The following is a 21,313-nucleotide window of genomic DNA, read 5'->3' as shown; positions in this document are numbered from 1 at the left end:
CCGACTCTAGCCTGAAGCATCTACCTATCAGTTGGTAGGTCTTCGAACGAGGAGTGGCGGGATGGACGACAGACCCGGCATGGCGGAGAAGTTCGCCTTCTTCTCGGGGGTGTGGGGTGGCGTGCTGATGGGCGCGGGCTCCGGCTTCCTCCTGCTGTACCTCACCGACATCGTGGGCCTGGGCGCGGCGGCCGTCGGCACGCTCATGCTGGTCGCCAGGGTCGCCGACGGCGCCAGCGATCCGATCATGGGCTACCTCGTCGACCATCTCCCTCCCACGCGATGGGGCAGGTTCAGACCGTACGTGCTGGTCGGCGCGGTGTTATGCGTGTGCTGCGTCATCGCGCTCTTCGTCGTTCCCGCGCTCCTGCCCGACGCGCTCGTCGCCCTGTGGATCACCTACCTGCTGTGGGGCCTGCTGCTCGACCTGTTCCAGATCCCGATGACCTCGCTGGTGCCCGCGATGAGCGCAGACCAGGGAGCGCGCGGCCAGCTCGCCGCGATCGTCGGTGTCACGGGGCTGTTCGCGGCGGCGCTGGCCACGGGGCTGACGCTGCCGGTCGTGAACCTGCTGGGAGGGGGCACGCGCGGATGGCTCACCTACGTCATCGGCTCCGCGATCCTTGGGTTCTGCCTGGTCGTCGTCATGGTGCTGCGGGTGCGCGAGAGGGTGGTGCCGCTCTCGCCCGAGCGCTACCGCCTGTCGGACGTGCGCAGGGTGTTCTTCTCCGGCAGGGCGGTACCGATCCTGCTGCTGTCGAAGGTGTCGGTGCAGGCGGCCGGCGGGGCGCTCACGGCGGCGATGCCGTACTTCTTCCTCTACTACATCGGCGACACGGTGTACCTGTCGGCGGCGGCGTTCGTGATGGCGATCCCGATGGTGGCGGGGGCCGTGGCGGTGCCCGTGCTGGCCAGGCGGGCCGGGGCCAAGCCGCTCTACGTGGCGAGCTTGGGCGTGTCGATCACGGGCCTGGCGGCGCTGATGGCCGTGCCGCCCGATCCCGTGCCTGTCCTGGCCTGTTTCGCCCTGACGGGGGTGGGCCTGGGCGGGGCGGTGTCGCTCAGCCTGGTGCTGCTGGCCGAGCTGACCGACTACACCGAGTGGAAGCACGGCTTCAGGACCGAGGCCTCACTCGCGGCGATGACCTCGTTCGCGACCAAGGCGGGCGGGGGCGTGGGCGGCGGCCTGCTGGCGTACACGCTGGCGCTGACCGGCTACCGCAGCGGCGGAGTGGCGCAGAGCGAGGAGACGCTGGACGGCATCCTCATGGCGCAGAGTCTCGTTCCCGCGGGGATCGGCCTGGTGGGCGCGCTGGCCTTCCTCCTCTACCCGATCAGCGGTGAGGTGGCGCGCGAGGCTTCGCGGCGGCTGGCCGAGCGGCGCACGGCCGTGGTGGAGCCGGCATGATCGTCAAGACCGCCCAGGGCAGGGTGCGAGGGACGGTGGAGCGTGGCGTGGCCAGGTTCCTCGGCGTGCCCTACGCCGCCGCGCCGTACGGGGCCGACAGGTTCGCGCCGCCCAGGCCGCACGACCCGTGGGCCGGCGTGCGAGAGGCGAGGAGCATGGGCCCCACGCCGCCGCAGGTGCCGTACGCCGGAGGGCTGGAGAAGGTCCTGCCCAGCGTGATCATCCACGGCGAGGAGGTGCTCAACCTCAACGTCTGGGCGCCGGCGGAGGGCACGGGGCACCCCGTCATGGTGTGGGTGCCGGGCGGCGCGCTCACCAGGGGTGGCAACGCCCTCGCCACCTACGAAGGGAGCGCCTTCGCCCGTGACGGCGTCGTGCTGGTGTCGATCAACTACCGGCTGGGCGCCGAGGGCTTCTCCGTGCTCGACGACGCGCCCGCCAACCTGGGGCTGGCCGACCAGTTCGCCGCGCTGCGCTGGGTGCGCGACAACATCGCGGCCTTCGGAGGGGATCCGGGCAGGGTGACGGTGGCGGGCCAGTCGGCGGGCGGCGGGGCGGTGGCCGCGCTGCTCGCCCATCCCTCGGCGGGCGAGCTGTTCGCCCAGGCCGTCGTGCAGAGCGGTCCCCTGGCTCCGGGGCGGGCGGGTAAGGCGAGGCGGATCACCCGCCTGATGGCCAAGGAGCTCGGAGTGCGGGCGACGCGGGAGGCGTTCGCGCGGGTGCCGCCCGAGGAGCTGCTGGCCTGCCAGACGCGGGTGCTGGCCAAGGGCGTGGGCTTCGGCGTGGTGCCGGGAGACGAGCTGGTTCCCTCGGACCCCGGCACCGCCCTGCTGGCGGGCGCGGGCGCGGGCATCCCGCTCATGATGGGCCACACGGCCGAGGAGTTCAGGTTGTGGACGGTGCCCACAGGGAAGATCGACAAGATCGGCCGGCTCCACGTGCTGGCTGCCAGGGTGCGTTTCAGGGACTTCGCGGCCCGCCGAGGTGCGAGCAGCGGCGACGTCTTCGGCGCGCTGGTCACCGACGCGCTGCTGCGCAGGCCGATGAACACGCTGGCCGACGCCCGCCGAGGGCGCACGTGGATGTACGAGTTCGCGTGGCGCTCGCCCGTCATGGATCTCGGCGCCGCGCACGCGACGGAGCTGGCCTACGTCTTCGACACGCTCGACAGCTCCGACGCCGAGATGATCGGCGGGCCCGGCCGTCCGCGGGAGCTGGCCGACAGGATGCACGCCGCGTGGGTGCGCTTCGTCAAGGACGGCGACCCGGGCTGGCCCGCGTGGGACGAGGGCCGCCCGGTGATGGTCTTCGACTCACCGGGCGGCGGTGTGGTCAGGACTTCAGGCTCGCCCTGATGGAGTCGAGCAGGGTCTCCCGCCAGGCGCGGGCGACGGGCAGGAGCCCGGTGAGCATCTGCGAGCCGTGGACCTGCCCTTCGAACTCCACGTGCGTCACGGGCACCCCGCTCTCACGCAGTCGTGCGGCGTAGCGGCTGCCGTCGTCGGCGAGCGGGTCGCACTCGGCCGTCAGGATGACCGCGGGAGGCAGCCCTGTCAGGTCGTCGGCGAACAGCGGGGAGACGAGCGGGTCGGCGGGGTCGTGGCCGCCGAGGTAGTTCTCGACGCACCAGCGCAGCTCCTTGGCCGTCAGCACGTAACCCTCGGCGTACGTCGCGATCGAGGGGGAGGACAGCGTGAGGTCGAAGGCGGGGATCTCCATGATCTGGAGATCGAGCGAGGGCCCGCCGCGCTCTCTCGCCAGCAGCGCCATGACCGCGGCGAGGTTGCCGCCCGCGCTCTCTCCCGTGACGCCCAGCCAGCCGGGGCCGAAGCTCTCGGCCGCCCACTCCAGCGCGCGGTAGCAGTCCTCCACCCCGGCAGGGAAGCGGTGTTCGGGGGCGAGGCGGTAGTCGACGCTGACCACCGTCAGGCCGGTGCCCGCGGCGATGGTCCTGCACCGGGTGTCGGAGTCGTCGGGGTGGCCCGACCACCAGCCGCCGCCGTGGTAGTAGACGAGCGTGCCCGCACTCACGAGTCCGTGACGGTAGACGCGGACGGCGACGCCGTCGGGCGGGACGCTGTCCTCGTAGACCTCGTCCACGTCGGGCGCGGCCTCGATGTACCTGGCGTAGGGGCTCCCATCGGCCGATCGCCTGGCCTCGTCGCGTTCGCGGCGGCGCTCGGCGGCGCTCTTCCCTTCGGGGGCGGGAGGCAGTGAGGAGTGGACCTCGAGCAGCGGAACGAGCAGGGGGTCGAGGGGCATGCAAAAAACCTACCAACTGATTGGTGGTTTTTGTTAGCCTTGATCTCATGACCGCTCGAAAGCCCTCCTCCGTGGGCGTCGCACGCAGAAAGCAGATCCTCGCCGCAGCCCGCGAGTTGTTCAGTCTCAAGGGCTACAGAGGAGCCTCCCTGCGCGACGTGGCCGCCCAGGTCGGGCTCACGCTCGCGGGCGTCCTGCACTACTTCCCCTCCAAGGAGGAGCTCCTCGCCGCGCTGCTGCAGGAGCGCAGCGAGGCCGACACCACCTGGTTCGAGGAGACGTGGGAGGAGCTGGGCAGCTTCCGCCTCGCGGTCCGCGAGCTCATGATCCGCAACATGGACACCGCGGGCGTCATGCGGCTGTTCGTGACCCTCTCGGCCGAGGCCTGCGATCCCGAGCACCCCGCCCACGACTTCTTCGTGCAGCGCTACCGCACCAGCCGTGAACTGTTCTCCACCACGCTCGCCAAGGCCCAGAGCAGGGGCGAGGTCGCCGTCAGGGCCACGGGTCCCGTGCTCATCGCCGTCCTCGACGGGTTGCAGACCCAGTGGCTGATCGACCCCGAATTCGACCTGCTCGCCTCGCTCGAGGCCTACCTGGACACGATCACGCCGTGAACGACCTGACCCTCACCGAGAAGGCGGCGCTGACCTCGGGAGCGTCGCTCTGGACCACCAAGCCCGTCGAACGCGCGGGCATCGCCTCGATCACGCTGAGCGACGGCCCCCATGGGGTGCGCCGTCAGCTCACGGGCGGCGACCATCTCGGCATCGGCCGCAGCATCCCCGCCACCTGCATGCCGCCCGCCGTCGCCCTCGGCTCCTCCTGGGACCCTGACCTGTTACGCGGGATGGGCGCCGCTCTCGGGGCCGAGGCGCGAGCGCTGGGCGTGCAGGTGCTGCTCGGCCCCGGCATCAACATCAAGCGCTCGCCGCTGTGCGGTCGCAACTTCGAGTACCTGTCGGAGGATCCGCTGGTCAGCGGCTGCTCGGGGCGGCGCTCGTCGAGGGCGTGCAGTCGAGCGGCGTCGGCGCCGCGCTGAAGCACTTCGCCGCCAACAACCAGGAGACCAACAGGCTGAGGGTCAGCGCCGAGGTGGACGAGCGCACGCTGCGCGAGATCTACCTGGCCGCCTTCGAGCACGTGGTGAAGCGCGCCAGGCCGTGGACCGTGATGTGCGCCTACAACAAGGTCAACGGCGAGTACGCCTCCCAGAACCGCTGGCTGCTCACCACCGTCCTGCGCGAGGAATGGGGGTTCGACGGCCTGGTCATGTCCGACTGGGGCGCGGTCGACGACAGGGTGGCGGGGGTGTGGGCCGGACTCGACCTGGAGATGCCCACCTCGGGCGGCATCACCGACGCGCTGCTCGTCGAGGCCGTGAGGGTCGGCAGGCTCGACCCCGCCCTGCTCGACCTCGCCGTCTCGCGCGTCGTGGCCCTCGTCGCCAAAGCCCGCGCCGCCCAGCCCGAAGCCTTCGTCGTGAAAGCCGGCGCCGCCCAGCCCGAAGCCTTCCTCGCGGAGTCCTCCTCCGCCCAGCCCGAAGCCTTCCTCGCGTCGGCCCCCGGCGCGCGACCCGGAGCCGTGATGGTCGCCGAGGGCGGAGGGGCCGTCGAGATCGACGGGGTGCGGGCCTGCGCGCATCACCGGCTGGCTCGCGAGGTCGCCGCGCAGTGCGCGGTGCTGCTGAAGAACGACGGCGTCCTGCCGCTGGCCACCTCCACCTCCGTCGCGGTCCTCGGCGAGCTCGCCCGCACCCCCCGCTACCAGGGCGCCGGCAGCTCGCAGATCGTGCCGACCAGGCTGGACGACGCGCTCACCGAGATGCGCGCCCTCGCCGGCGCCGACCTTCCCTTCGCCCCCGGCTACCGCCTCGACCACGGCGAGCCCGACGAGGCGCTCGTCGAGCAGGCCCGTGAGGTCGCCGCCGCGGCGCAGGTCGCGGTGGTCTTCCTCGGCCTGCCCGAGGGCGAGGAGTCGGAGGGCTACGACCGCGCCCACCTCGACCTGCCCGCAGGCCAGCGCGCGATGCTCGACGCCGTGATCGCCACGGGCACGAGGACGGTGGTCGTGCTGTCCAACGGCGGCGTGGTGGCCGTGTCGGGATGGGACGCGCGGGTGGCCGCGATCCTGGAGGGCTGGCTGCTCGGCCAGGCGGGCGGCGGCGCCCTCGCCGACCTGCTGTACGGCGTGGCCAACCCGTCGGGACGGCTGGCCGAGACGATCCCCCTCCGCCTGGAGGACACCCCCAGCTTCCTGAACTTCCCCGGCGACCCCGACCAGGTGAGGTACGGCGAAGGCGTCTTCGTCGGCTACCGCTACCACGACGCCGTGCGCGGCGAGGTCGGCTACCCCTTCGGCCACGGCCTGTCCTACACCACCTTCGCCTACTCCGACCTCACGGTGTCGGTGAAGGGAGCCGACGAGGAGATCGAGGTCGAGGTCGCGGCCCGCGTCACCAACACGGGCGGCAGGCAGGGGCGCGAGGTGGCGCAGCTCTACGTGTCGGCGCCGAGCGCCACGGTCAGACGGCCGGTCAGGGAGCTGCGCGGCTTCACCAAGGTCGCGCTGGAGCCGGGCGAGAGCGCCGTTATCCGCTTCGCCCTCGGCTATCGCGACTTCTCCTACTTCGACGTGCGGGAGGGCCGATGGGCGGCCGAACCCGGCACGGCGAGCGTCCACGTGGGCGCCTCGTCCAGGGACCTGCGCCTGCACACGGAGGTCACCCTCGACGTGGCGGGCAGGCGGCCGCCGCTGACGCCGGACTCGCCGCTCGGCGACTGGTTCGCCGACGACGCGGGCCGTACGGCGCTGCTCGGCGTGGCGCGGGAGCCGTCCCGCTTCCTGAGCGAGGAGTACGCCAGGACCCTCGGCTCCATCCCGCTGAGCCGCCTGGCCAGGTTCCCCGGCTCGAAGATCGACCCGGACAGCCTCGAGGAACTGGCGGCGAGGGTGCGCGATGATCGACCGTGAGCGGCTGGTCCGCGCCCACAACGTCGTCGTGACGGCGTGGCATCCCTCCTCGACGCTGAGCGTCGGCAACGGCGACTTCGCCTTCAACGTGGACGTCACGGGGCTGCAGACCTTCCCCGCCGAGCATGAGCTGCTGCCCAGGCCGGCCTTGGTGACCGACGAGCACGGCGTCAGGCGGCTGCCCGTGAAGGAGTTCGACCTCGACGACTTCCCCGTGCCGCTGCGCACCCAGTCCACGTGGGGGTGGTACGCCACGGAGCCTGCCGCGCCGTACACCCTGGACGAGGCCTCCACGGGCTACGCGACCAGGCGGGGCGAGGTGCGCTATCCCGACGGGCTCGGTCCCGTGCCCGAGGCGGCGGCGTGGCTGTACGCCAACCCACGCAGGCTCGACCTCGGCAGGCTCGGCCTCGACTTCCCCTGCGGACGGGTCGCGCTCGGCGACCTTGAGGCCACGCGCGTCGAGCTCGACCTGTGGACGGGCTGCGTGCACGCGCGCTTCGAGGTGCTGGGCCGCCCCGTCGAGGTGTGGACGGTCGCCCACCCGCGCCTCCCCCTGGTGGCCACCAGGGTGGAGTCGCCGCTCCTGGCAGCAGGGGAGCTGCGGCTCAGGCTGTCCTTCCCCGACCAGGGCGACCCTCTGGCGAAGGACGAACGGCTGACGCAGGAGACCGTGTACGGCAGGGCGTCGGCCGTACGGACGGTCGGCGACGCCTGCTACGTCGTGCGGGTGGCGACCGACGGCGTGATCGGCCCCGAGCTGGAGCTCTCCACCGCAGCCCCCGCCCTCCACGCCACGGTCGCCTTCGGCCCGGTGCGGACAGGCGACCTGCCGGGCTTCGAGGAGGTGAGGGCGGCGGCCGCCGCGCACTGGCGCGACTTCTGGACCCGCGGCGCCGCCGTGAGCTTCGAGGGCAGCTCCGACCCCCGCGCCCCCGAGCTCGAGCGCAGGGTCGTGCTGTCCCGCTACCTCACCGCCGTCCACAGCGCGGGCGTGCTGCCGCCGCAGGAGTCGGGGCTGGTCCACAACTCGTGGGGCGGCAAGTTCCACCTGGAGATGCACTGGTGGCACGCCGCGCACTTCGCCGTGTGGGGCAGGCCCGACCTGCTCGAAAGGGGTCTCGGCTGGTACGGGTCGATCCTCGGCGTGGGCAGGCAGAGCGCGCGGCGGCAGGGCTACGCCGGAGTGCGCTGGCCCAAGCAGACCGGCCCCGACGGGCGCGAGTCGCCGTCCGAGGTGGGCGCGTTCATCATCTGGCAGCAGCCGCACCCGATCTACTACGCCGAGCTGCTCAGGCTGAACGGCGACGACCCCGACGTGCTGGAGCGGCACAAGGAGATCGTCTTCGAGACCGCCGAGTTCATGGCCGACTTCGCCGAGTGGGACGGCGGCACCTGCCATCTCGGGCCGCCCGTCGTGCCCGCGCAGGAGACCTACTACCCGGGCAGGGCGCGTACGGCCGACCCGACGTTCGAGCTGGCCTACTGGCGTTGGGCGCTGGGCGTCGCGCAGAGCTGGAGGGAGCGGCTCGGCATGGAAAGACGCGTCGACTGGGACGCCGTCATAGACGGCCTGGCCAGGCCCGCCGTCCGAGAGGGCCGCTACGCGGCGGTGGCGGTCGAGCCCTACACGCTGCCCGACGACCATCCCTCGATGCTGATGGCGCTCGGTTTCCTGCCGAGGACCCCGCTGATCGACCTGGAGACCATGGCGGCGACCTACGACGACGTGCTGGCCCGCTGGGACTTCTGCACCACCTGGGGCTGGGACTACCCCGTGCTGGCGATGTGCGCCACCAAGCTCGGAAGGCCCGCCTCGGCGGTCGACGCGCTGCTCATGGACACCGGCAAGAACATGACACTCGTCAGCGGGCAGGTGCCGCAGTTCCCTGGAGGGCTGAGCGTCTACCTGCCCGCCAACGGCGGCCTGCTCGCCGCCGTCGCGATGATGGCCAAACAGGAAGGCTTCCCCCGCGACGGCTCCTGGCGGGTCCGCCACGAGGGGCTGGGCGACTTCCCCTCCGACGCAGACCCCTCCTCAGGGGGATGATGTGCGACCGCACAGGGTGGACCACCCTCCCGTGGCCCGGCTGGCCGCCGGTCTGCTGCGGGAGGTTCCCGAGCTGACCCGCAGGGTCTTCACGGCGATCGTGGCCGAGGACGCGACCTACGCCGCGCTCGACACAGAAAGACTGGCCGAGGTCAGGGAGCACAACAGGCGCAACCTCGTCACGCAGCTGACCGACCTGGCCGAGCAGCGCCCGCCCTCCACGGAGGCGGCCAGGCAGACCGCTCGCCTGCGGGCGGCGCAGGGCTTCCCGCTGGGGGCGCTGCTCCACGCCTACAGGATCGGGTTCAGGGTGGTCTGGGAGAGCCTGGTGGAGCGGGCGACGGCCGATCCCCGCTACCCCGTCGACACGCTGGCCACCTCCATGACCACGGTCTGGACCCTCGTCGACGCCTACTCGGTGGCGGTCACCGAGAGCTACAGGGAGACCGTGGTCGAGCTGACCAGGCACGACGAGCGGAAACGGTTGGTGCTGCTGGACCTGCTCATCGAGGGCAGGGTGAGCGACTGGACGGCGCTCGACGGCAGCGCGCAGGCGCTCGGCCTGCCCGCCAGTGGCCCCTACCTGTGCGTGGTCGCCGACCCCGGCGTGACGATGCCGAGGGGGAGCGCGTGGCGGCTGCGCGCCGAGGACCAGGTGGGGGTGCTGCCCGTCCGCGCCTTCGAGGGCATGGACGGCAGGGCAGGGGTCAGCCCGCCGTACGAGCGGCTGACCGAGACGGCTGCGGCGCTGCGTCTTGCCACGCTGGCGCGGGCGAGCCTGCCCGAGGGTGTCCCGGGCGTGGCCACGGTGGACGCTCGGCCCGTGGGCGCGCTGCTGGCCGCAAGCCCCGACCTCGCCGAACGGCTGGCGGGCACGGTGCTGGGCCCGCTGCTCGGCAGCAGGGAGAGCGCCCGCCTGCTGGAGGTGCTCGAGATCTGGCTGGAGACAGGGGAGTCCACCGCCGACCTGGCCAGGCGGCTCTACTGTCATCGCAACACGGTCCGCAACAGGCTGGACAGGATCGAGCAGCTCACCGGCAGGTCGCTGGAGCGCCCTGAGGACGTGGCCGCGCTCTACACGGGAGTGCTCGCGCTGCGCCTCACGGGTTGTGCGCCCGCACAGGAGTCCGCTCGGAAGCGGCGTCCCGGGCCTAGTGACTCCAGAACATCGTTCCAGCAGGATCTGGGGACAGCCCGTCCCCGCTGGAGGCGATGATGTCGCGAGCCGTACGTGCCCTGCTCTCCGCACTGGTCATCGCCATGGCGGGGGCGCCGCCCGCGGCGGCCGGCGCGCCCGAGGAGTCCGTCGGCATCACCGGGCCGCTGGCCGAACCTGTGTGGCTGTGCGAACCGGGCAAGCCGAACAACCTGTGCGGCCAGGACGCCGCCGGGCTTCCCCAGGCCCTGCCCCGCTACCCCAGCGGGGCGACCACCCCGCTCGACGCCACCAGGGTCGGCGCGGACGGCACGCTCACCCACGAGCCCTTCGAGGTCGCCGCCCCGCCGCCCGTCGACTGCTTCTACGCCTATCCCACCGTCGACCTGGTCTCCAACCCGCTGCTCCAGATCGGCTCGCTGCCCCCGCTGCCGCGTGACGAGGAACTGGCCGTCACGCTCGTGCAGATCGGCAGGCTCGCCACCACGTGCAGGCTGTTCGTGCCGGTCTACCGTCAGGTGCCGCTCAGCGCGCTCGCGGTCGGCATCATCACGGGGCTGCCCACCGACATGCGTCCGGGAACCCTGGACGTCCAGCAGGCGTGGGAGCACTACTGGACGCACGACAACCCCGACCCCGTCACGGGCAGGCGCAGAGGCGTGGTCCTGCTGGGTCACTCGCAGGGCACCTGGCAGCTCGCCACGCTGCTCAGAGACAAGATCGACGGCACGCCCTCGCAGCGCAACCTGGTGTCGGCGATCCTGCTCGGCGGCAACATCGACGTGCCGGTGGCCACCGACGCGTACGGCGGTGTCCCCGTCTGCCGCAGGCCCTCGGCCGCCGACCCGGTGCCGACCGGCTGCCTGGTCTCCTTCTCCGCCTACAACAGGCCGGACGGCGCGCCGCCGGACGGAGCCTTCGGCCGTACCACCACGCCGGGCAACGAGGTCGTCTGCGTCAACCCCGCCCAGCTCCTGCGCGGAGGCGAGGAGCCCTACCTCGACGCCTACCTGCCCACCAGGAAGCTGCTCAACGGCAACGCGCTCACCCCGAACGGCTCACTCACCCTGCTGCTCGGCAGCTACCGCTTCAGCCGGCACCCCACCGGCTACGACCGCTACACCGACACCCTGCGCGGACGCTGCGCCAGAGCGGTGGACGAGAAGGGGCCTGTCAACTGGTTGCAGGTCAGCGGCGGCGACCACCTGTTCCCCTCGACCGCGCCCGACCACGTGCTCGGCCTGCACGTGGCCGACCACAGCGTCGTCCTCGGCGACGTGGCCGCGCTCGTCGCCGCCCAGGCTGCCGTCTGGAGACCATGACGGCCGCCGTGCCCCCGATCGGGCTAGGAGCGCTTGTCCTCGACATGGACGACGACCAGCTCGTGCCCGTCCTGGTCGCGCTTGCCCCGCCCGAAGAGGCCGACGGTCAGATCGTCGTCGGCCTCGAGCTCGTCGTCGGCGACGTAGGTCAGGATGTCGGGGTGGTGGCAGGTCACGGCCCAGCCGGGCGCGTCGTCGAGGCCGATGGTGGTGAAGTCGCCCGCAGGCGTGCCCGCCTGGACGGGGCCGAACTCGCGGAGCAGGTCTCTGGCCTGCCCGGCCAGATCGCCGTCGGGTTCCATCAGGATCACGCAGGTGCCGTTGGCGAACAGCACCCACGACCTGCCGGGATGCAGCAGCTGCCGCCAGGTCGCTATCACGCTCTCGTGGGTCATGTGCGAGACGGTAGCGAGCGGCTACGACAGATCTAGATCATCCTTGCCGTCGTCGTCACCTCGCAGGATCGCGCCGACAGCACCGCCCCGCCTTCGCCGTCCCCGCTCGTCCCGCTCGCCCCGGCCGCCGGGGTCAGCGCCCTCGGCCTCACGCGCCGGTGAGTCCTAGGCCCAAAGCCGTACGGCAGGCCCGGCCCGGCGGCCGAGGTGGGACGCGGGTACGAGCGCGTAGCGTCCACGGCTATGACGTTTCTCGTGACAGGGGCGACAGGGAAAGCCGGCAGGCACGTGGTCGGCCAGTTGCTGAAGGAGGGGCAGCGCGTCAGGGCGCTGACCCGCGACCCCGCCAAGGCGAACCTGCCCGAGGGGGTGGAGGTCGTGCGAGGAGATCTCACCGACCCCGCCAGCCTCGGGCCCGCGCTCGACGGCGTGACAGGGGCGCATCTGCTGACCATGGGCGGGGACGACTACGCCACGCTGCGCACAGGACCGGAGCTCGCCGAGCTGATGGAGAAGGCCGGCGTACGGCGGGTCACCCTGCTGTGGAACGGCAAGACCGGTCCGGTCGAGGAGGCCTTCGCGGCCAGCGACCTGGAGTGGACCAGGCTGGAGGCCGTCGACTTCATGAGCAACACGCTCCACTGGGCATCGGCGATCAAGGCCGAGGGCAGGGTGGAGGAGCCGTTCGCCGACGTGCCCGGCGCGGTCGTGCATGAGGCGGACGTCGGCGAGGTCTCCGCGAGAGTGCTGGTCGACGGCGGGCACGGCGGCAGGTCCTACACGCTGACCGGCCCCGAGACGCTCACCGCGCGCCAGCGGCTGAGCACGCTCGCCGAGGTGCTCGGCAGGAGGCTGGAGTTCGTCGAGCTGAGCGAGGAGCAGGCCAGGGAGCGCTGGAGGAAGGCGGGCTACGACGAGGAGCTCATCGACCTGCTGGCCGACTGGCAGGGCAACCCGCCGCCCGAGGCGTACACGGTGGTGCCGACGGTCGAGCGGATCATCGGGCGCCCGCCCCGCACGTTCGCCCAGTGGGCGGCCGAGCACGCGGAGCGCTTCCAGCAGGGCTAGTCGTCCAGGCCGCGGGCGCTCAGGGCCTCGCCGAGGGCGTCCGCGTGCCGGAGCGCGCTGACCACCAGCGGGATGGCGAAGGCGCGCATGCTCCACGAGACCCCTCGGGCCCGCTGCGCCTCGCGTACCCGGGTGGCGAGCGCCGAGATGACCGGCACGCTGCGCACGGTGAGGGACAGGAGCAGCGACACGCGGAAGGGATCGACGCCCACCCCGCGCAGCGGCCCGAAGCAGCGCTCGAAGAAGGTCATCATGTCCGCGAAGCGGGTGGTGAGGGTGACCAGTCCTGCCAGGGCGACCGCGAGGACGATGCGCAGCGTGGAGACGACGGCCGTGTCGAGGCCCATCAGCACGAACTGCATCACGAACAGCACGAGCGCGAACCAGCGCAGCGGCCGGATCTGCGCCCACGCGGCGGTGAACCCGACGCCGGAGACGACGTACAGGATCGCGACGAAGGCGCTGAACCCGGCGAGCGCGGCGAGGGAGCCGAGCAGCACGAGCACCGTGCACGACACGACCAGGCCCAGCACCTTGGCCCACGCGGGCAGGTGGTGCAGGAGCGAGTCGCCGGGAACGTAGATCCCGATCACGACATGAGCTTGCGATAGTGGTCGATCGCCGACGAGGGCAGCCCGTCGGCGACGATTCTGCCCTCGTCGAGGACCAGCACCCGGTCGAAGGAGTCGAGCAGCCCGAGATCGTGGGTGACCACGACGACCTGCTGGGGGAGCTCGGCCAGGAGCTCGGCCACCACGCGGGAGTGCCGCAGGTCGAGCAGCGTGGTGGGCTCGTCCATGATCAGGATCCGAGGTTCGAGCACCAGGACGGAGCAGAGCGCGAGGAGCTGCTTCTGCCCGCCGGACAGCTGGTGGGCGGGGTGGTCGGCGTGGTCGGCCAGGCCGTGCCTCGACAGCACCTGCTCCACCCTGTCCGCCACCTCGGCGGCGGACAGGCCCTTGCGGCGCAGGGAGAAGGCGACGTCCTCGGCGACCGTGGGCATCACGATCTGCGCGTCGGGATCGGTGAACAGGAAGCCGACCTCGCGCCTGATGCGGGCGGCGTGGCGGCGGGTGTCGTGGCCGAGGACGGTGACCGTGCCCGAGGTGGGCATGGCCAGGCCGTTGATCAGGCGGGCGAGCGTGCTCTTGCCCGAACCGTTCGCGCCGACCACGCCGACGCGGCGCTCGGTCAGCGAGAGCGTGATGCCGGACAGCACGTCGCGCCGGCCGAGCCGTACGTGGACGTCGGTGAACTCGATCACTCACACCACCTCGAACAGGGCCGCGACGCCCAGGCCGCCGCCTACCGCGGCCGCCGCGAGTCCGAGCGTGCCCTGGGGCGCGCCCGCCCGCACCAGCCTGCTGAACAGCCTGGTCACGACCACCGCGCCGGTCGCGCCCCACGGGTGTCCGAGGGCGAGCGCGCCACCCTGGGCGCAGACCCTGTCCAGGTCGGCCTCGAGCGCGTCGGTCACCGCGAGCACCTGCGCGGCGAACGCCTCCACGATCTCCACGGCGGCGACCTGCTCCATCGTCACCCCTGTACGGCCCAGCACCCGCCGTACGGCGGGCACGGGGCCCCAGCCGGGCAGAGAGGGGTCGCAGCCGACGACCGCGCCCGCCACCAGCCGCAGCCCCGGCAGCCCCTCGCGCAGCCGGTCGGGGACCAGGGCCACGGCGGCGGCGCCGTCGCTGATGGGTGAGGAGTTGCCCGCCGTGACCGTGCCGCCGGGCACGAAGGCCGAGGGAAGCCGGGCGAGCGTGGCCATGCGCAGCGCGCGCGGCCGCTCGTCGGCGGACCTGCCGCCGACGGGCACGATCTCCTCGCCGAAGTCGGCGGCCAGCGCCAGGGCGTGGCTGCGGTGGGCGTAGGCGTCCTGCCGCTCCCTGCTCACGCCGCGCGCCGTCGCCAGCGCCTCCGCCGCGGGCCCCATGTCGGGGTCGGGGTGCCCCTCGGGCGTGAAGGGCGCCCTCGGGTACGGCCCGGCCGCGCCGCGCATGGTCCGCAGCGGCGCGGTGGAGGCGCTCTCCACCCCGCCCGCCACGACGAGCTCCAGGTCTCCCGCGCGGATCGCCTGGCCCGCCAGCAGGATCGCGGCCAGCCCGCTGCCGCACTGGCGGTCCACGGTGACACCGGGGACCTCGTGCCCGAGCCCCGCCGCCAGCGCCGACACGCGGGCCAGGTTGCCGCCCGGCCCCATGCAGTTGCCGAGCACCACGTCCTCGACGGCAAGGTGGGACACCTCGGCCGCGACCGCCGCGATGACGGGCGCGGCGAGCCGGTCGGCCGTCAGCGACCTGTAGGCGTGGCCCGCGGTACCGATGGGGGTACGGCGCGCCGCCACGACGACGGGCTGCTCGCTCATCTCACACCAGCCGGCTGATCGCGGGATCGTCATCGGCCAGGCGCGCGGCGACCAGAGCGCGCGCGGGCTTGCCGGTGGGCGTGCGGGGCAGCGCGCCCATGGCGTACCAGCGGCGGGGGCGCTGCGCGGGGTCGAGACCTTCACGCGCGGCCGTCTCGAGCGCCGACCGCGAGGGCGAGCCCTCCACGACCGCCGTGACGACCGAGCCGAGCTGCGGATGCGGCGAGCCGATGACGACCAGGTCGGTCACGCCCCGCACGTCGCGCAGCACCGCCTCCACGTCCTCGGGCACCACGGTCGCGCCACCCGTCTGAATCGCGCCGTCGCCTCTGCCACGCAGCCTGAGCACCTCGCCTGGGCGGTACGGCTCGGCCAGGTCGCCCACGCTCGTCCAGCCCTCGGCGTCGGTCGTGAGCGGGCCCGCCGCCCCCGCGAGGTAGCCCTTCGCCATCCACGGCGAGCGCGCCCACACCTCGCCGCGCCTGACCTCGATCTCCACCTGGGGGAAGGGCCGCAGCCCCGAGCCGTCGGCGTCCACGGCCACGAAGGACATCTCCGTCGCGCCGTAGTACGACACGACGCGCACCCCCGCCTTCGCCGCCATGGCGCGGGAGCGCTCAGGAAGCGCCGCGCCGCCGACCACCGCCGTGCGCAGCGGCCCGCCGACCTCCTCCACCACCGCCAGGACGCCCGGCAGCCTGTGCGGCACCAGGTGGACCACGCTCGCCCGCCTGAGCTGGACGGTCAGCGTTCCTGGCGACCAGCGTCCGGGCACGATGGCCGTGGCGCCCGCCGCCAGCGCGTGCACGGCGGCGAAGCCGTACAGGGAGGAGACCAGCGGGCCCGGCACCAGCACCACGTCGTCGGGGCCGATGCCCGCCAGCTCGCTCAGGTAGGGGAAGGAGCCCGTCCACGAGTGGCGGGTGCGCACGACCGCGCGCGGTCTGCCGGTGCTGCCCGAGGTGAGACACGCCCACGCCAGGTCGTCGGGCCCTTCGCTGGGCGAGGGAGCGGGGTCGGGAGCCTCGGGCAGCGCGCTTTCGACGTGCATGCTCACGGGGACCGCGGCCGTCACCCTGGCGAACTGATCAGCCTCGCACAGCAGCGGAGTGGCGCCCGCCAGGTCGGCGGCCAGCGCCGTCACCAGCTGCTCCACGGGGTCGGCCAGGCTGATCGCGACCAGTCCCTTGTCGCCCAGGCGCCGGGTGCTGACGCGCTCCCACAGCTGGGCGTAGGTGAGCGAGCCTCCGGGGCCGCACAGCGCGAGCTGGTGGGGACGTTCGGTGGCGTGACGCAGGACCTGTGCGGCGACCGGCATGCTCGGCTCAACCGGCCTTGACGCGCTCGCTGTGGACGGCGGGGATCGCGTCGGGGTAGGCCCGCTGGGTGCCCCTGGCCACGACCGCGGCCAGCACCGCCTTGGCCACGTCGCCAGGCACGAACGCCAGGCTGAGCAGCGCCGCCTGCACCAGCGGCAGTCCGGTGACCGCGGCCTGGACGGGGATGCCGAACAGGTAGATCACTCCGACGCCGCCCGCCAGGCAGGCGACGACCAGCCGTACGATGCCGGGGTTGCTGCCGCCGCGCTCCACGATCCAGCCGGTCAGGGCCGCTCCGGGCAGCCAGCCGAGCAGGAAGCCGACCGAGGGCCCGGTGAAGACGCCGAGCCCGCCGCGTCCGCCCGCCAGCAGCGGCAGGCCCGCGGCGACGAGCAGGATCAGCACGGCGACCGCGAGGGCGGCGCGCCACGATCCGAGGATGGCTCCCGCCAGCATCACGCCGAACGTCTGGAGGGTGATGGGGACGGCGTTGCCGAAGACGTTGAGCGCACCGGGCAGGCCGAGCACGGCGATCAGAGCCGCGAACACGCTGATCCTGGCCAGGTCGCCGGTAGGGAACCTGCGGCGGGGGGATTCATTCGTCATGCGTCTGATCCCACACCAGGACGTCTGGGTTCAAGCATGGAGAGATCCCACAACATTCTCGGTGTTCGTCTGAGCTACACGGACGTGACAACGGTACCTGCCTCTCGGACAAGCAACAGACCCGTGTCCTCGCGGAAAGAGTCGCCGCCTCGCGTCCGGGTAGCCGCAGCCGTTCAAAGCTAGGCATCTGGAGGCAAGGTGACTGAATATCAGTCAACCGGCAACAGACCGGCATCAGAGGTGGCAGATACCGCGCGCCGTCAGGCCGCCGTGGTGACGGGCGAAGCCAGGTCACAGGCGAGCAGGGTCGCGGGACACCTCAAGGACCGAGTCGGCAGAGAGGCCGACTCCCAGACGCACAAGGCGGCGCGGAGCATCCGCCAGTGGGCCGACGATCTCGCCTCGATGGCGGAGAGCAGCAAGCCCGACTCGCCCATGCGCTCGGCGGCTCACCAGGTGGCCAACACCGGCCAGCGGGCCGCCGACTACCTGGAGGAGCAGGGCCTGTCCGGGGTCGTGCGGGAGGTTCAGCACTTCGCCCGCACGCGTCCAGGAGTCTTCCTCGCCGGCGCCGCCGCCGTGGGATTCCTCGTCGGACGGATCATCAAGGCAGGGGCCGACGTCGCCCAGGAGGAGACGCACCGGCAGGTCAGGGATCCGTACACCGGGCCGAGCACCACAGGAGGCCCATGATGAGCGAGCCGATCGGTCGGCCCGACCGCTCGATCGGCGAGCTGGTCGGTGAGATAGGCGAGGACCTGTCGAAGCTGTTCAGGCAGGAGGTCGCCCTGGCCAGGGCGGAGATCAAGGAAGAGGCGCGCAAGGCCGCCAAGGCGGGAGGCATGTTCGGCGGCGCCGGCTTCGCCGGCGTCATGACCGCCGTCCTGCTCAGCCTGGCTCTGGTGTTCGGGCTGGCCAACGTCATGGACGCGGGCTGGGCCTCGCTGATCGTCGCGGCCCTCTGGGCCGTCGCCGGCGCGGTGCTGTACGGCAAGGGCCGCACCCTCGCGCGCGAGGTGTCCGTCAAGCCGGAGCAGACCGTCGAAACGCTCAAGGAGGATGCTCGATGGGCACGAGACCTGACGAGATAAGGCAAGAGATCAGCCAGACCCGAGCGGAGCTGACCGGCGACGTCGACAGGCTCGCCGAGCGCACCAGCCCCTCGCGGATCGCCAGGCGCCGAGCCGCCCGCGTCCGCGCGGCCGCCCGCACGTGGCGCGAGCGGGTCATGGGCGTCCCCACCCAGGCGGCGCAGACCGGCAGGCAGGCCGCCCACCAGACCGCCGAGACCGGACGGCAGGCCGCCCACCAGGTGGCGGAGACCGGACGCCAGGCGGTCGACGCCGTCGCCTCGGTTCCCGCCCAGGCGGCCCGTACGGCTCGGGGCAACCCGATGGCGGCGGGCCTCATCGCCTTCGGCGCGGGGCTGCTCGCGGCCAGCGTCATCCCCGAGACCCGCGCGGAGCGCGAGGCCGCGCGACAGGCCAGGGAGTACGTGGAGCCCATGGCCGAGTCGCTGAAGGAATCGGCCCAGCACCTGGGGCAGGAGGCGAAGGAGGCCGCCCGCCAGGCCGGTGAGCAGGTCAGGCAGACCGCCGCCGACGCCGCCCGCTCGACGGGACAGGAGGCGCGCGAGCAGGCCCAGAACGTCAGGAGGGACGGCTTCTAGACCGGTACCGCCGTGGGCGCGCTCCAGGACCCACGCCCACGGCTCCCTCCTGCCAGACCACCCGCTCGTGATCGGCCGCCGGGGCGGGGGCCCCGGCGAGGGGCGGATGTGGCGGGGAAGGGCTGGCCTTCAGGGGCGGCTCAGCTGGTGGAGGCCGTGTCGTGGCGGGGCAGGGCGCCGGAGGTGTTCGCGGGGCGACCGTGAGCGGTCCGCAGGAGCAGCGCGCCGGTCAGGGCGACCAGGACGGCGGTGAGGCCGTGGACGAAGTACGCCATGATTGCCGACCCGTCGTGGCCGAGGACGAGGGCGGCGTCGCCGAACGGGATGAGGGCCATGGCGAGCATCGTCCAGCCGAGGGCGCGGCGCTGGCCGGTGGCGAGGAGGGCGACGACGATGAGCCCTGACACCAGATCCCGGACGCCCTTGACCTGGAGGAACCCGTTGTCGGACGGGATGACGGGCAGGCCGAACCCGGCGGCGGTGGCCTGCGGCGCGAAGAGGTAGCCGACGCCGATGTAGGCGATGAACAGAGCGCCGAGAACGGCGAGGACAGTGGCGACGCGGTTCATGACAGACTCCTTGATTAGTTATTAGTCACTAAGTTTCATGGGTGTGCGGCGACGCCGGCGCGCCCCGATGAGGGATCAGGGGGCGAAGTCGGCCCAGACGCGATGGCTGGAGGGGAAGCCGAGGGAGACGAGGGTGTTGATGAGCATGCCGTACGACATGAAGAAGGTCGTCTCGTGCGTGTCGGTGCCGAGGAGCAGGTGCATGGAGTCCCACCAGTCCTCCCACACCTTGCGGATCTCCGCGCCGAACTCGTCCTCCATGGCGGCCACGGCGACGTAGACCTGCATCTGCATGAGCAGCATGTCGCGGTCCTTGATGAGGTCCTTGTAGGCCGCGGCCATCGACATGTGCGGGTCGGCGTCGGTGCGGGCCTCCTCCAGCACCCGGCGCGTCTCCGACAGGCAGCGGGTGGCCGCCGCCAGGAAGATGGCCTGCTTGCCGGGGAAGAGCCTGAAGAGGTACGGCTGGCTGACGCCGACGCGGCGGGCGATCGTCTCGGTCGAGGTGCCGTGGTAGCCGCCGTGCGCGAACTCGGAGATCGCGGCACGGATGACGCTCTCGCGCCGTTCCTCGGCGCTCATTCTGACCATGCAAGAAAGTTAGTGGCTAATCACTAACGGGGTCAAGTTCGGCGGAACAATCCGCGTCCAATAGTGTCCGGAGCATGAGCACTCACTTCGACGTTGTCGTCCTCGGCGCGGGGCCCGGGGGATACACGGCGGCGGTCCGCGCCGCCCAGCTCGGCCTTCGCACGGCCGTCATCGAGGAGAAGTACTGGGGCGGCGTCTGCCTGAACGTGGGCTGCATCCCCTCCAAGGCGCTGCTGCGCAACGCGGAGCTCGCGCACATCTTCACCAAGGAGGCCAAGACCTTCGGCATCAGCGGCGAGGTGAGCTTCGACTACGGAGCCGCCTTCCAGCGCAGCCGCAAGGTGGCCGACGGGCGCGTCAAGGGCGTGCACTACCTGATGAAGAAGAACTCGATCACCGAGTACAACGGTCGCGGCACCTTCGTCGACGCCAACACCATCGAGGTGAACGGCGAGAGCATCACCTTCGGCAACGCCATCATCGCCGCGGGCACCACCACCCGCCTCATCCCCGGCACCAGCCTGTCGGAGCGCGTGGTGACCTACGAGGAGCAGATCCTCACCGAGGACCTGCCCGGCAGCATCATCATCGCGGGCGCGGGCGCCATCGGCGTGGAGTTCGCCTACGTCCTGCACAACTACGGCGTCAAGGTGACGATCGTGGAGTTCCTCGACCGCGTGGTGCCCCTCGAGGACGAGGAGGTGTCGGCGGAGCTGGCCAAGCGCTACCGCAAGCTCGGCATCGACGTGCTCACCTCGACCAAGGTCGACAACATCGAGGACACCGGCGCCTCGGTGAAGGTCACGGTCTCCAAGGACGGCCAGCAGCAGGTGCTCGAGGCCGACAAGGTGCTGCAGGCGATCGGCTTCCAGCCGCGGGTGGAGGGCTACGGCCTGGAGAACACCGGCGTCAAGCTGACCGACAGGGGCGCTATCGCGGTGGACGGGCGCGGGCGCACCAACGTGCCGCACATCTACGCCATCGGCGACGTCACCGCCAAGCTGATGCTGGCCCACGCCGCCGAGTCCATGGGCATCATCGCGGCCGAGACGATCGGCGGCGCGGAGACCATGGAGCTCGACTTCCCGATGATCCCGCGCGCCACGTACTGCCAGCCGCAGATCGCCAGCTTCGGCTTCACCGAGGCGCAGGCCCGCGACCTGGGCTACGACGTGAAGGTGGTCAAGTTCCCCTTCACCGCGAACGGCAAGGCCCACGGGCTCGGCGACGCCCAGGGCTTCGTGAAGATCATCGCCGACGACACGCACGGCGAGCTGCTCGGCGCCCACCTGATCGGCCCCGAGGTCACCGAGCTGCTGCCCGAGCTGACCCTGGCCCAGCAGTGGGACCTCACCGTCCACGAGGTGGCGCGCAACGTGCACGCCCACCCGACGCTCGGTGAGGCGGTCAAGGAGGCGATCCACGGCCTCGCGGGCCACATGATCAACATGTGACGTCCGCACACAGGCGTCCTCGGGCCCCCAGCGGCCCGAGGAGCCGATCACCGCTCCTCGCGCCCGCCCGCCCCGGCGGTCTGTCGTCGTCCGGTGGCTCGCA

The 21,313-nt window shown here is 72.1% G+C and carries 22 protein-coding genes; 13 read left to right on the top strand and 9 right to left on the bottom strand.

Annotated features, from left to right (window positions below; genetic code table 11):
* Positions 1 to 61 precede the first annotated feature (61 nt).
* A complete protein-coding gene (locus FHR33_RS24345; RefSeq protein ID WP_183651972.1) occupies positions 62 to 1,408 on the top strand; it encodes an MFS transporter in 1,347 nt (448 codons plus the stop codon).
* Positions 1,405 to 2,763 (top strand): carboxylesterase/lipase family protein, encoded by a 1,359-nt coding sequence (locus FHR33_RS24340; RefSeq protein WP_183651969.1) that lies wholly within the window; start codon positions 1,405 to 1,407, stop codon positions 2,761 to 2,763. The genes FHR33_RS24345 and FHR33_RS24340 overlap by 4 nt, the downstream gene beginning before the upstream one ends.
* Here the strand turns inward: FHR33_RS24340 and FHR33_RS24335 are convergent.
* On the bottom strand, positions 2,741 to 3,670 hold the full coding sequence (locus tag FHR33_RS24335) for an alpha/beta hydrolase (protein WP_183651966.1): 930 nt from the start codon (positions 3,668 to 3,670) through the stop codon (positions 2,741 to 2,743). The genes FHR33_RS24340 and FHR33_RS24335 overlap by 23 nt on opposite strands.
* A 47-nt stretch (positions 3,671 to 3,717) precedes the next feature.
* Between FHR33_RS24335 and FHR33_RS24330 the strand changes: the two genes are divergently transcribed.
* Genes FHR33_RS24330 through FHR33_RS24310 form a run of 6 tightly spaced genes read left to right on the top strand, consistent with a single transcriptional unit; the run spans position 3,718 to position 11,171 of the window.
* Complete coding sequence (locus FHR33_RS24330; protein ID WP_183651963.1) at positions 3,718 to 4,287, top strand: TetR/AcrR family transcriptional regulator; 570 nt, start codon at positions 3,718 to 3,720, stop codon at positions 4,285 to 4,287.
* Entirely contained in the window at positions 4,284 to 4,712 is a 429-nt protein-coding gene (locus tag FHR33_RS53360; protein WP_376773209.1) for a glycoside hydrolase family 3 N-terminal domain-containing protein, read from the top strand. The genes FHR33_RS24330 and FHR33_RS53360 overlap by 4 nt, the downstream gene beginning before the upstream one ends.
* Positions 4,682 to 6,643: a glycoside hydrolase family 3 C-terminal domain-containing protein gene (locus FHR33_RS52775; RefSeq protein ID WP_376773208.1), complete on the top strand. Its 1,962-nt coding sequence runs from the start codon at positions 4,682 to 4,684 to the stop codon at positions 6,641 to 6,643. Before FHR33_RS53360 ends, FHR33_RS52775 begins: the two co-directional genes overlap by 31 nt.
* A complete protein-coding gene (locus FHR33_RS24320) occupies positions 6,630 to 8,693 on the top strand; it encodes a hypothetical protein (RefSeq protein ID WP_183651960.1) in 2,064 nt (687 codons plus the stop codon). The genes FHR33_RS52775 and FHR33_RS24320 overlap by 14 nt, the downstream gene beginning before the upstream one ends.
* A gap of 1 nt (position 8,694) precedes the next feature.
* The gene (locus FHR33_RS52770) at positions 8,695 to 9,909 is read left to right on the top strand and encodes a PucR family transcriptional regulator (RefSeq protein ID WP_183651957.1); all 1,215 of its coding nucleotides are present in this window, start codon (positions 8,695 to 8,697) and stop codon (positions 9,907 to 9,909) included.
* The gene (locus FHR33_RS24310) at positions 9,909 to 11,171 is read left to right on the top strand and encodes a DUF3089 domain-containing protein (RefSeq protein WP_183651954.1); all 1,263 of its coding nucleotides are present in this window, start codon (positions 9,909 to 9,911) and stop codon (positions 11,169 to 11,171) included. The genes FHR33_RS52770 and FHR33_RS24310 overlap by 1 nt, the downstream gene beginning before the upstream one ends.
* Before the next feature lie 23 nt (positions 11,172 to 11,194).
* Here FHR33_RS24310 and FHR33_RS24305 read toward each other — a convergent pair whose 3' ends face one another.
* Positions 11,195 to 11,566, bottom strand: a complete 372-nt coding sequence (locus FHR33_RS24305; RefSeq protein ID WP_183651951.1) for a hypothetical protein — start codon at positions 11,564 to 11,566, stop codon at positions 11,195 to 11,197.
* Positions 11,567 to 11,809: 243 nt separating this feature from the next.
* On the opposite strand from FHR33_RS24305, the gene FHR33_RS24300 reads away from it, so the two are divergent.
* Positions 11,810 to 12,634 (top strand): NmrA family NAD(P)-binding protein, encoded by an 825-nt coding sequence (locus FHR33_RS24300; RefSeq protein ID WP_183651948.1) that lies wholly within the window; start codon positions 11,810 to 11,812, stop codon positions 12,632 to 12,634.
* Here the strand turns inward: FHR33_RS24300 and FHR33_RS24295 are convergent.
* From FHR33_RS24295 to FHR33_RS24275, 5 genes are read right to left on the bottom strand one after another with little or no spacing between them, the layout of a single operon-like run.
* Complete coding sequence (locus FHR33_RS24295) at positions 12,631 to 13,227, bottom strand: energy-coupling factor transporter transmembrane component T family protein (protein ID WP_183651945.1); 597 nt, start codon at positions 13,225 to 13,227, stop codon at positions 12,631 to 12,633. The two genes, FHR33_RS24300 and FHR33_RS24295, sit on opposite strands and share 4 nt — an antisense overlap.
* The gene (locus FHR33_RS24290; RefSeq protein ID WP_183651943.1) at positions 13,224 to 13,898 is read right to left on the bottom strand and encodes an energy-coupling factor ABC transporter ATP-binding protein; all 675 of its coding nucleotides are present in this window, start codon (positions 13,896 to 13,898) and stop codon (positions 13,224 to 13,226) included. Before FHR33_RS24290 ends, FHR33_RS24295 begins: the two co-directional genes overlap by 4 nt.
* Positions 13,899 to 15,002, bottom strand: coding sequence for a thiolase family protein (locus FHR33_RS24285; RefSeq protein WP_183651940.1), 1,104 nt, complete (start codon positions 15,000 to 15,002; stop codon positions 13,899 to 13,901).
* 1 nt (position 15,003) lies between these two features.
* Positions 15,004 to 16,320 carry an AMP-binding protein gene (locus FHR33_RS24280; protein ID WP_183651937.1) on the bottom strand — a complete coding sequence of 439 codons (1,317 nt, stop codon included), beginning with the start codon at positions 16,318 to 16,320 and terminating at the stop codon, positions 15,004 to 15,006.
* A gap of 7 nt (positions 16,321 to 16,327) precedes the next feature.
* The gene (locus tag FHR33_RS24275) at positions 16,328 to 16,927 is read right to left on the bottom strand and encodes a biotin transporter BioY (RefSeq protein ID WP_183651934.1); all 600 of its coding nucleotides are present in this window, start codon (positions 16,925 to 16,927) and stop codon (positions 16,328 to 16,330) included.
* 240 nt (positions 16,928 to 17,167) lie between these two features.
* Here FHR33_RS24275 and FHR33_RS24270 point away from each other — a divergent pair, with 240 nt between their 5' ends.
* Genes FHR33_RS24270 through FHR33_RS24260 form a run of 3 tightly spaced genes read left to right on the top strand, consistent with a single transcriptional unit; the run spans position 17,168 to position 18,596 of the window.
* Positions 17,168 to 17,620, top strand: coding sequence for a hypothetical protein (locus FHR33_RS24270; RefSeq protein WP_183651931.1), 453 nt, complete (start codon positions 17,168 to 17,170; stop codon positions 17,618 to 17,620).
* Positions 17,620 to 18,018, top strand: coding sequence for a phage holin family protein (locus FHR33_RS24265; RefSeq protein ID WP_246452064.1), 399 nt, complete (start codon positions 17,620 to 17,622; stop codon positions 18,016 to 18,018). The genes FHR33_RS24270 and FHR33_RS24265 overlap by 1 nt, the downstream gene beginning before the upstream one ends.
* Complete coding sequence (locus FHR33_RS24260) at positions 17,994 to 18,596, top strand: DUF3618 domain-containing protein (RefSeq protein WP_183651925.1); 603 nt, start codon at positions 17,994 to 17,996, stop codon at positions 18,594 to 18,596. Before FHR33_RS24265 ends, FHR33_RS24260 begins: the two co-directional genes overlap by 25 nt.
* Before the next feature lie 140 nt (positions 18,597 to 18,736).
* Here FHR33_RS24260 and FHR33_RS24255 read toward each other — a convergent pair whose 3' ends face one another.
* Both FHR33_RS24255 and FHR33_RS24250 read right to left on the bottom strand, forming a co-directional pair.
* Positions 18,737 to 19,165 carry a DUF4267 domain-containing protein gene (locus tag FHR33_RS24255; RefSeq protein WP_183651922.1) on the bottom strand — a complete coding sequence of 143 codons (429 nt, stop codon included), beginning with the start codon at positions 19,163 to 19,165 and terminating at the stop codon, positions 18,737 to 18,739.
* A gap of 75 nt (positions 19,166 to 19,240) precedes the next feature.
* Positions 19,241 to 19,756, bottom strand: a complete 516-nt coding sequence (locus FHR33_RS24250) for a TetR/AcrR family transcriptional regulator (protein WP_183651919.1) — start codon at positions 19,754 to 19,756, stop codon at positions 19,241 to 19,243.
* A 74-nt stretch (positions 19,757 to 19,830) separates the two neighbouring features.
* On the opposite strand from FHR33_RS24250, the gene lpdA reads away from it, so the two are divergent.
* Positions 19,831 to 21,210, top strand: coding sequence for a dihydrolipoyl dehydrogenase (gene lpdA / locus FHR33_RS24245; RefSeq protein ID WP_183651916.1), 1,380 nt, complete (start codon positions 19,831 to 19,833; stop codon positions 21,208 to 21,210).
* Positions 21,211 to 21,313 lie beyond the last annotated feature (103 nt).

The sequence above is a fragment of the Nonomuraea dietziae genome, from assembly GCF_014195505.1.
GTDB classification, from domain to species: Bacteria; Actinomycetota; Actinomycetes; order Streptosporangiales; family Streptosporangiaceae; genus Nonomuraea; species Nonomuraea roseola.
Note: the sequence above shows the minus strand (reverse complement) of the source record. Positions and strands in the feature narration are given on the sequence as shown.

Excerpts from the sequence above, each read along its gene's own strand:
- FHR33_RS24345 (WP_183651972.1), top strand. The coding sequence starts at position 62 with ATGGACGACAGACCCGGCATGGCGGAGAAGTTCGCCTTCTTCTCGGGG.
- FHR33_RS24250 (WP_183651919.1), bottom strand. The coding sequence starts at position 19,756 with ATGGTCAGAATGAGCGCCGAGGAACGGCGCGAGAGCGTCATCCGTGCC.
- FHR33_RS24285 (WP_183651940.1), bottom strand. The coding sequence starts at position 15,002 with ATGAGCGAGCAGCCCGTCGTCGTGGCGGCGCGCCGTACCCCCATCGGT.
- FHR33_RS24280 (WP_183651937.1), bottom strand. The coding sequence starts at position 16,320 with ATGCCGGTCGCCGCACAGGTCCTGCGTCACGCCACCGAACGTCCCCAC.
- FHR33_RS24310 (WP_183651954.1), top strand. The coding sequence starts at position 9,909 with ATGTCGCGAGCCGTACGTGCCCTGCTCTCCGCACTGGTCATCGCCATG.
- FHR33_RS24340 (WP_183651969.1), top strand. The coding sequence starts at position 1,405 with ATGATCGTCAAGACCGCCCAGGGCAGGGTGCGAGGGACGGTGGAGCGT.
- FHR33_RS24330 (WP_183651963.1), top strand. The coding sequence starts at position 3,718 with ATGACCGCTCGAAAGCCCTCCTCCGTGGGCGTCGCACGCAGAAAGCAG.
- FHR33_RS24260 (WP_183651925.1), top strand. The coding sequence starts at position 17,994 with ATGGGCACGAGACCTGACGAGATAAGGCAAGAGATCAGCCAGACCCGA.
- FHR33_RS24305 (WP_183651951.1), bottom strand. The coding sequence starts at position 11,566 with ATGACCCACGAGAGCGTGATAGCGACCTGGCGGCAGCTGCTGCATCCC.
- FHR33_RS24320 (WP_183651960.1), top strand. The coding sequence starts at position 6,630 with ATGATCGACCGTGAGCGGCTGGTCCGCGCCCACAACGTCGTCGTGACG.
- lpdA (WP_183651916.1), top strand. The coding sequence starts at position 19,831 with ATGAGCACTCACTTCGACGTTGTCGTCCTCGGCGCGGGGCCCGGGGGA.
- FHR33_RS24265 (WP_246452064.1), top strand. The coding sequence starts at position 17,620 with ATGAGCGAGCCGATCGGTCGGCCCGACCGCTCGATCGGCGAGCTGGTC.
- FHR33_RS24255 (WP_183651922.1), bottom strand. The coding sequence starts at position 19,165 with ATGAACCGCGTCGCCACTGTCCTCGCCGTTCTCGGCGCTCTGTTCATC.
- FHR33_RS24275 (WP_183651934.1), bottom strand. The coding sequence starts at position 16,927 with ATGACGAATGAATCCCCCCGCCGCAGGTTCCCTACCGGCGACCTGGCC.
- FHR33_RS24335 (WP_183651966.1), bottom strand. The coding sequence starts at position 3,670 with ATGCCCCTCGACCCCCTGCTCGTTCCGCTGCTCGAGGTCCACTCCTCA.
- FHR33_RS24300 (WP_183651948.1), top strand. The coding sequence starts at position 11,810 with ATGACGTTTCTCGTGACAGGGGCGACAGGGAAAGCCGGCAGGCACGTG.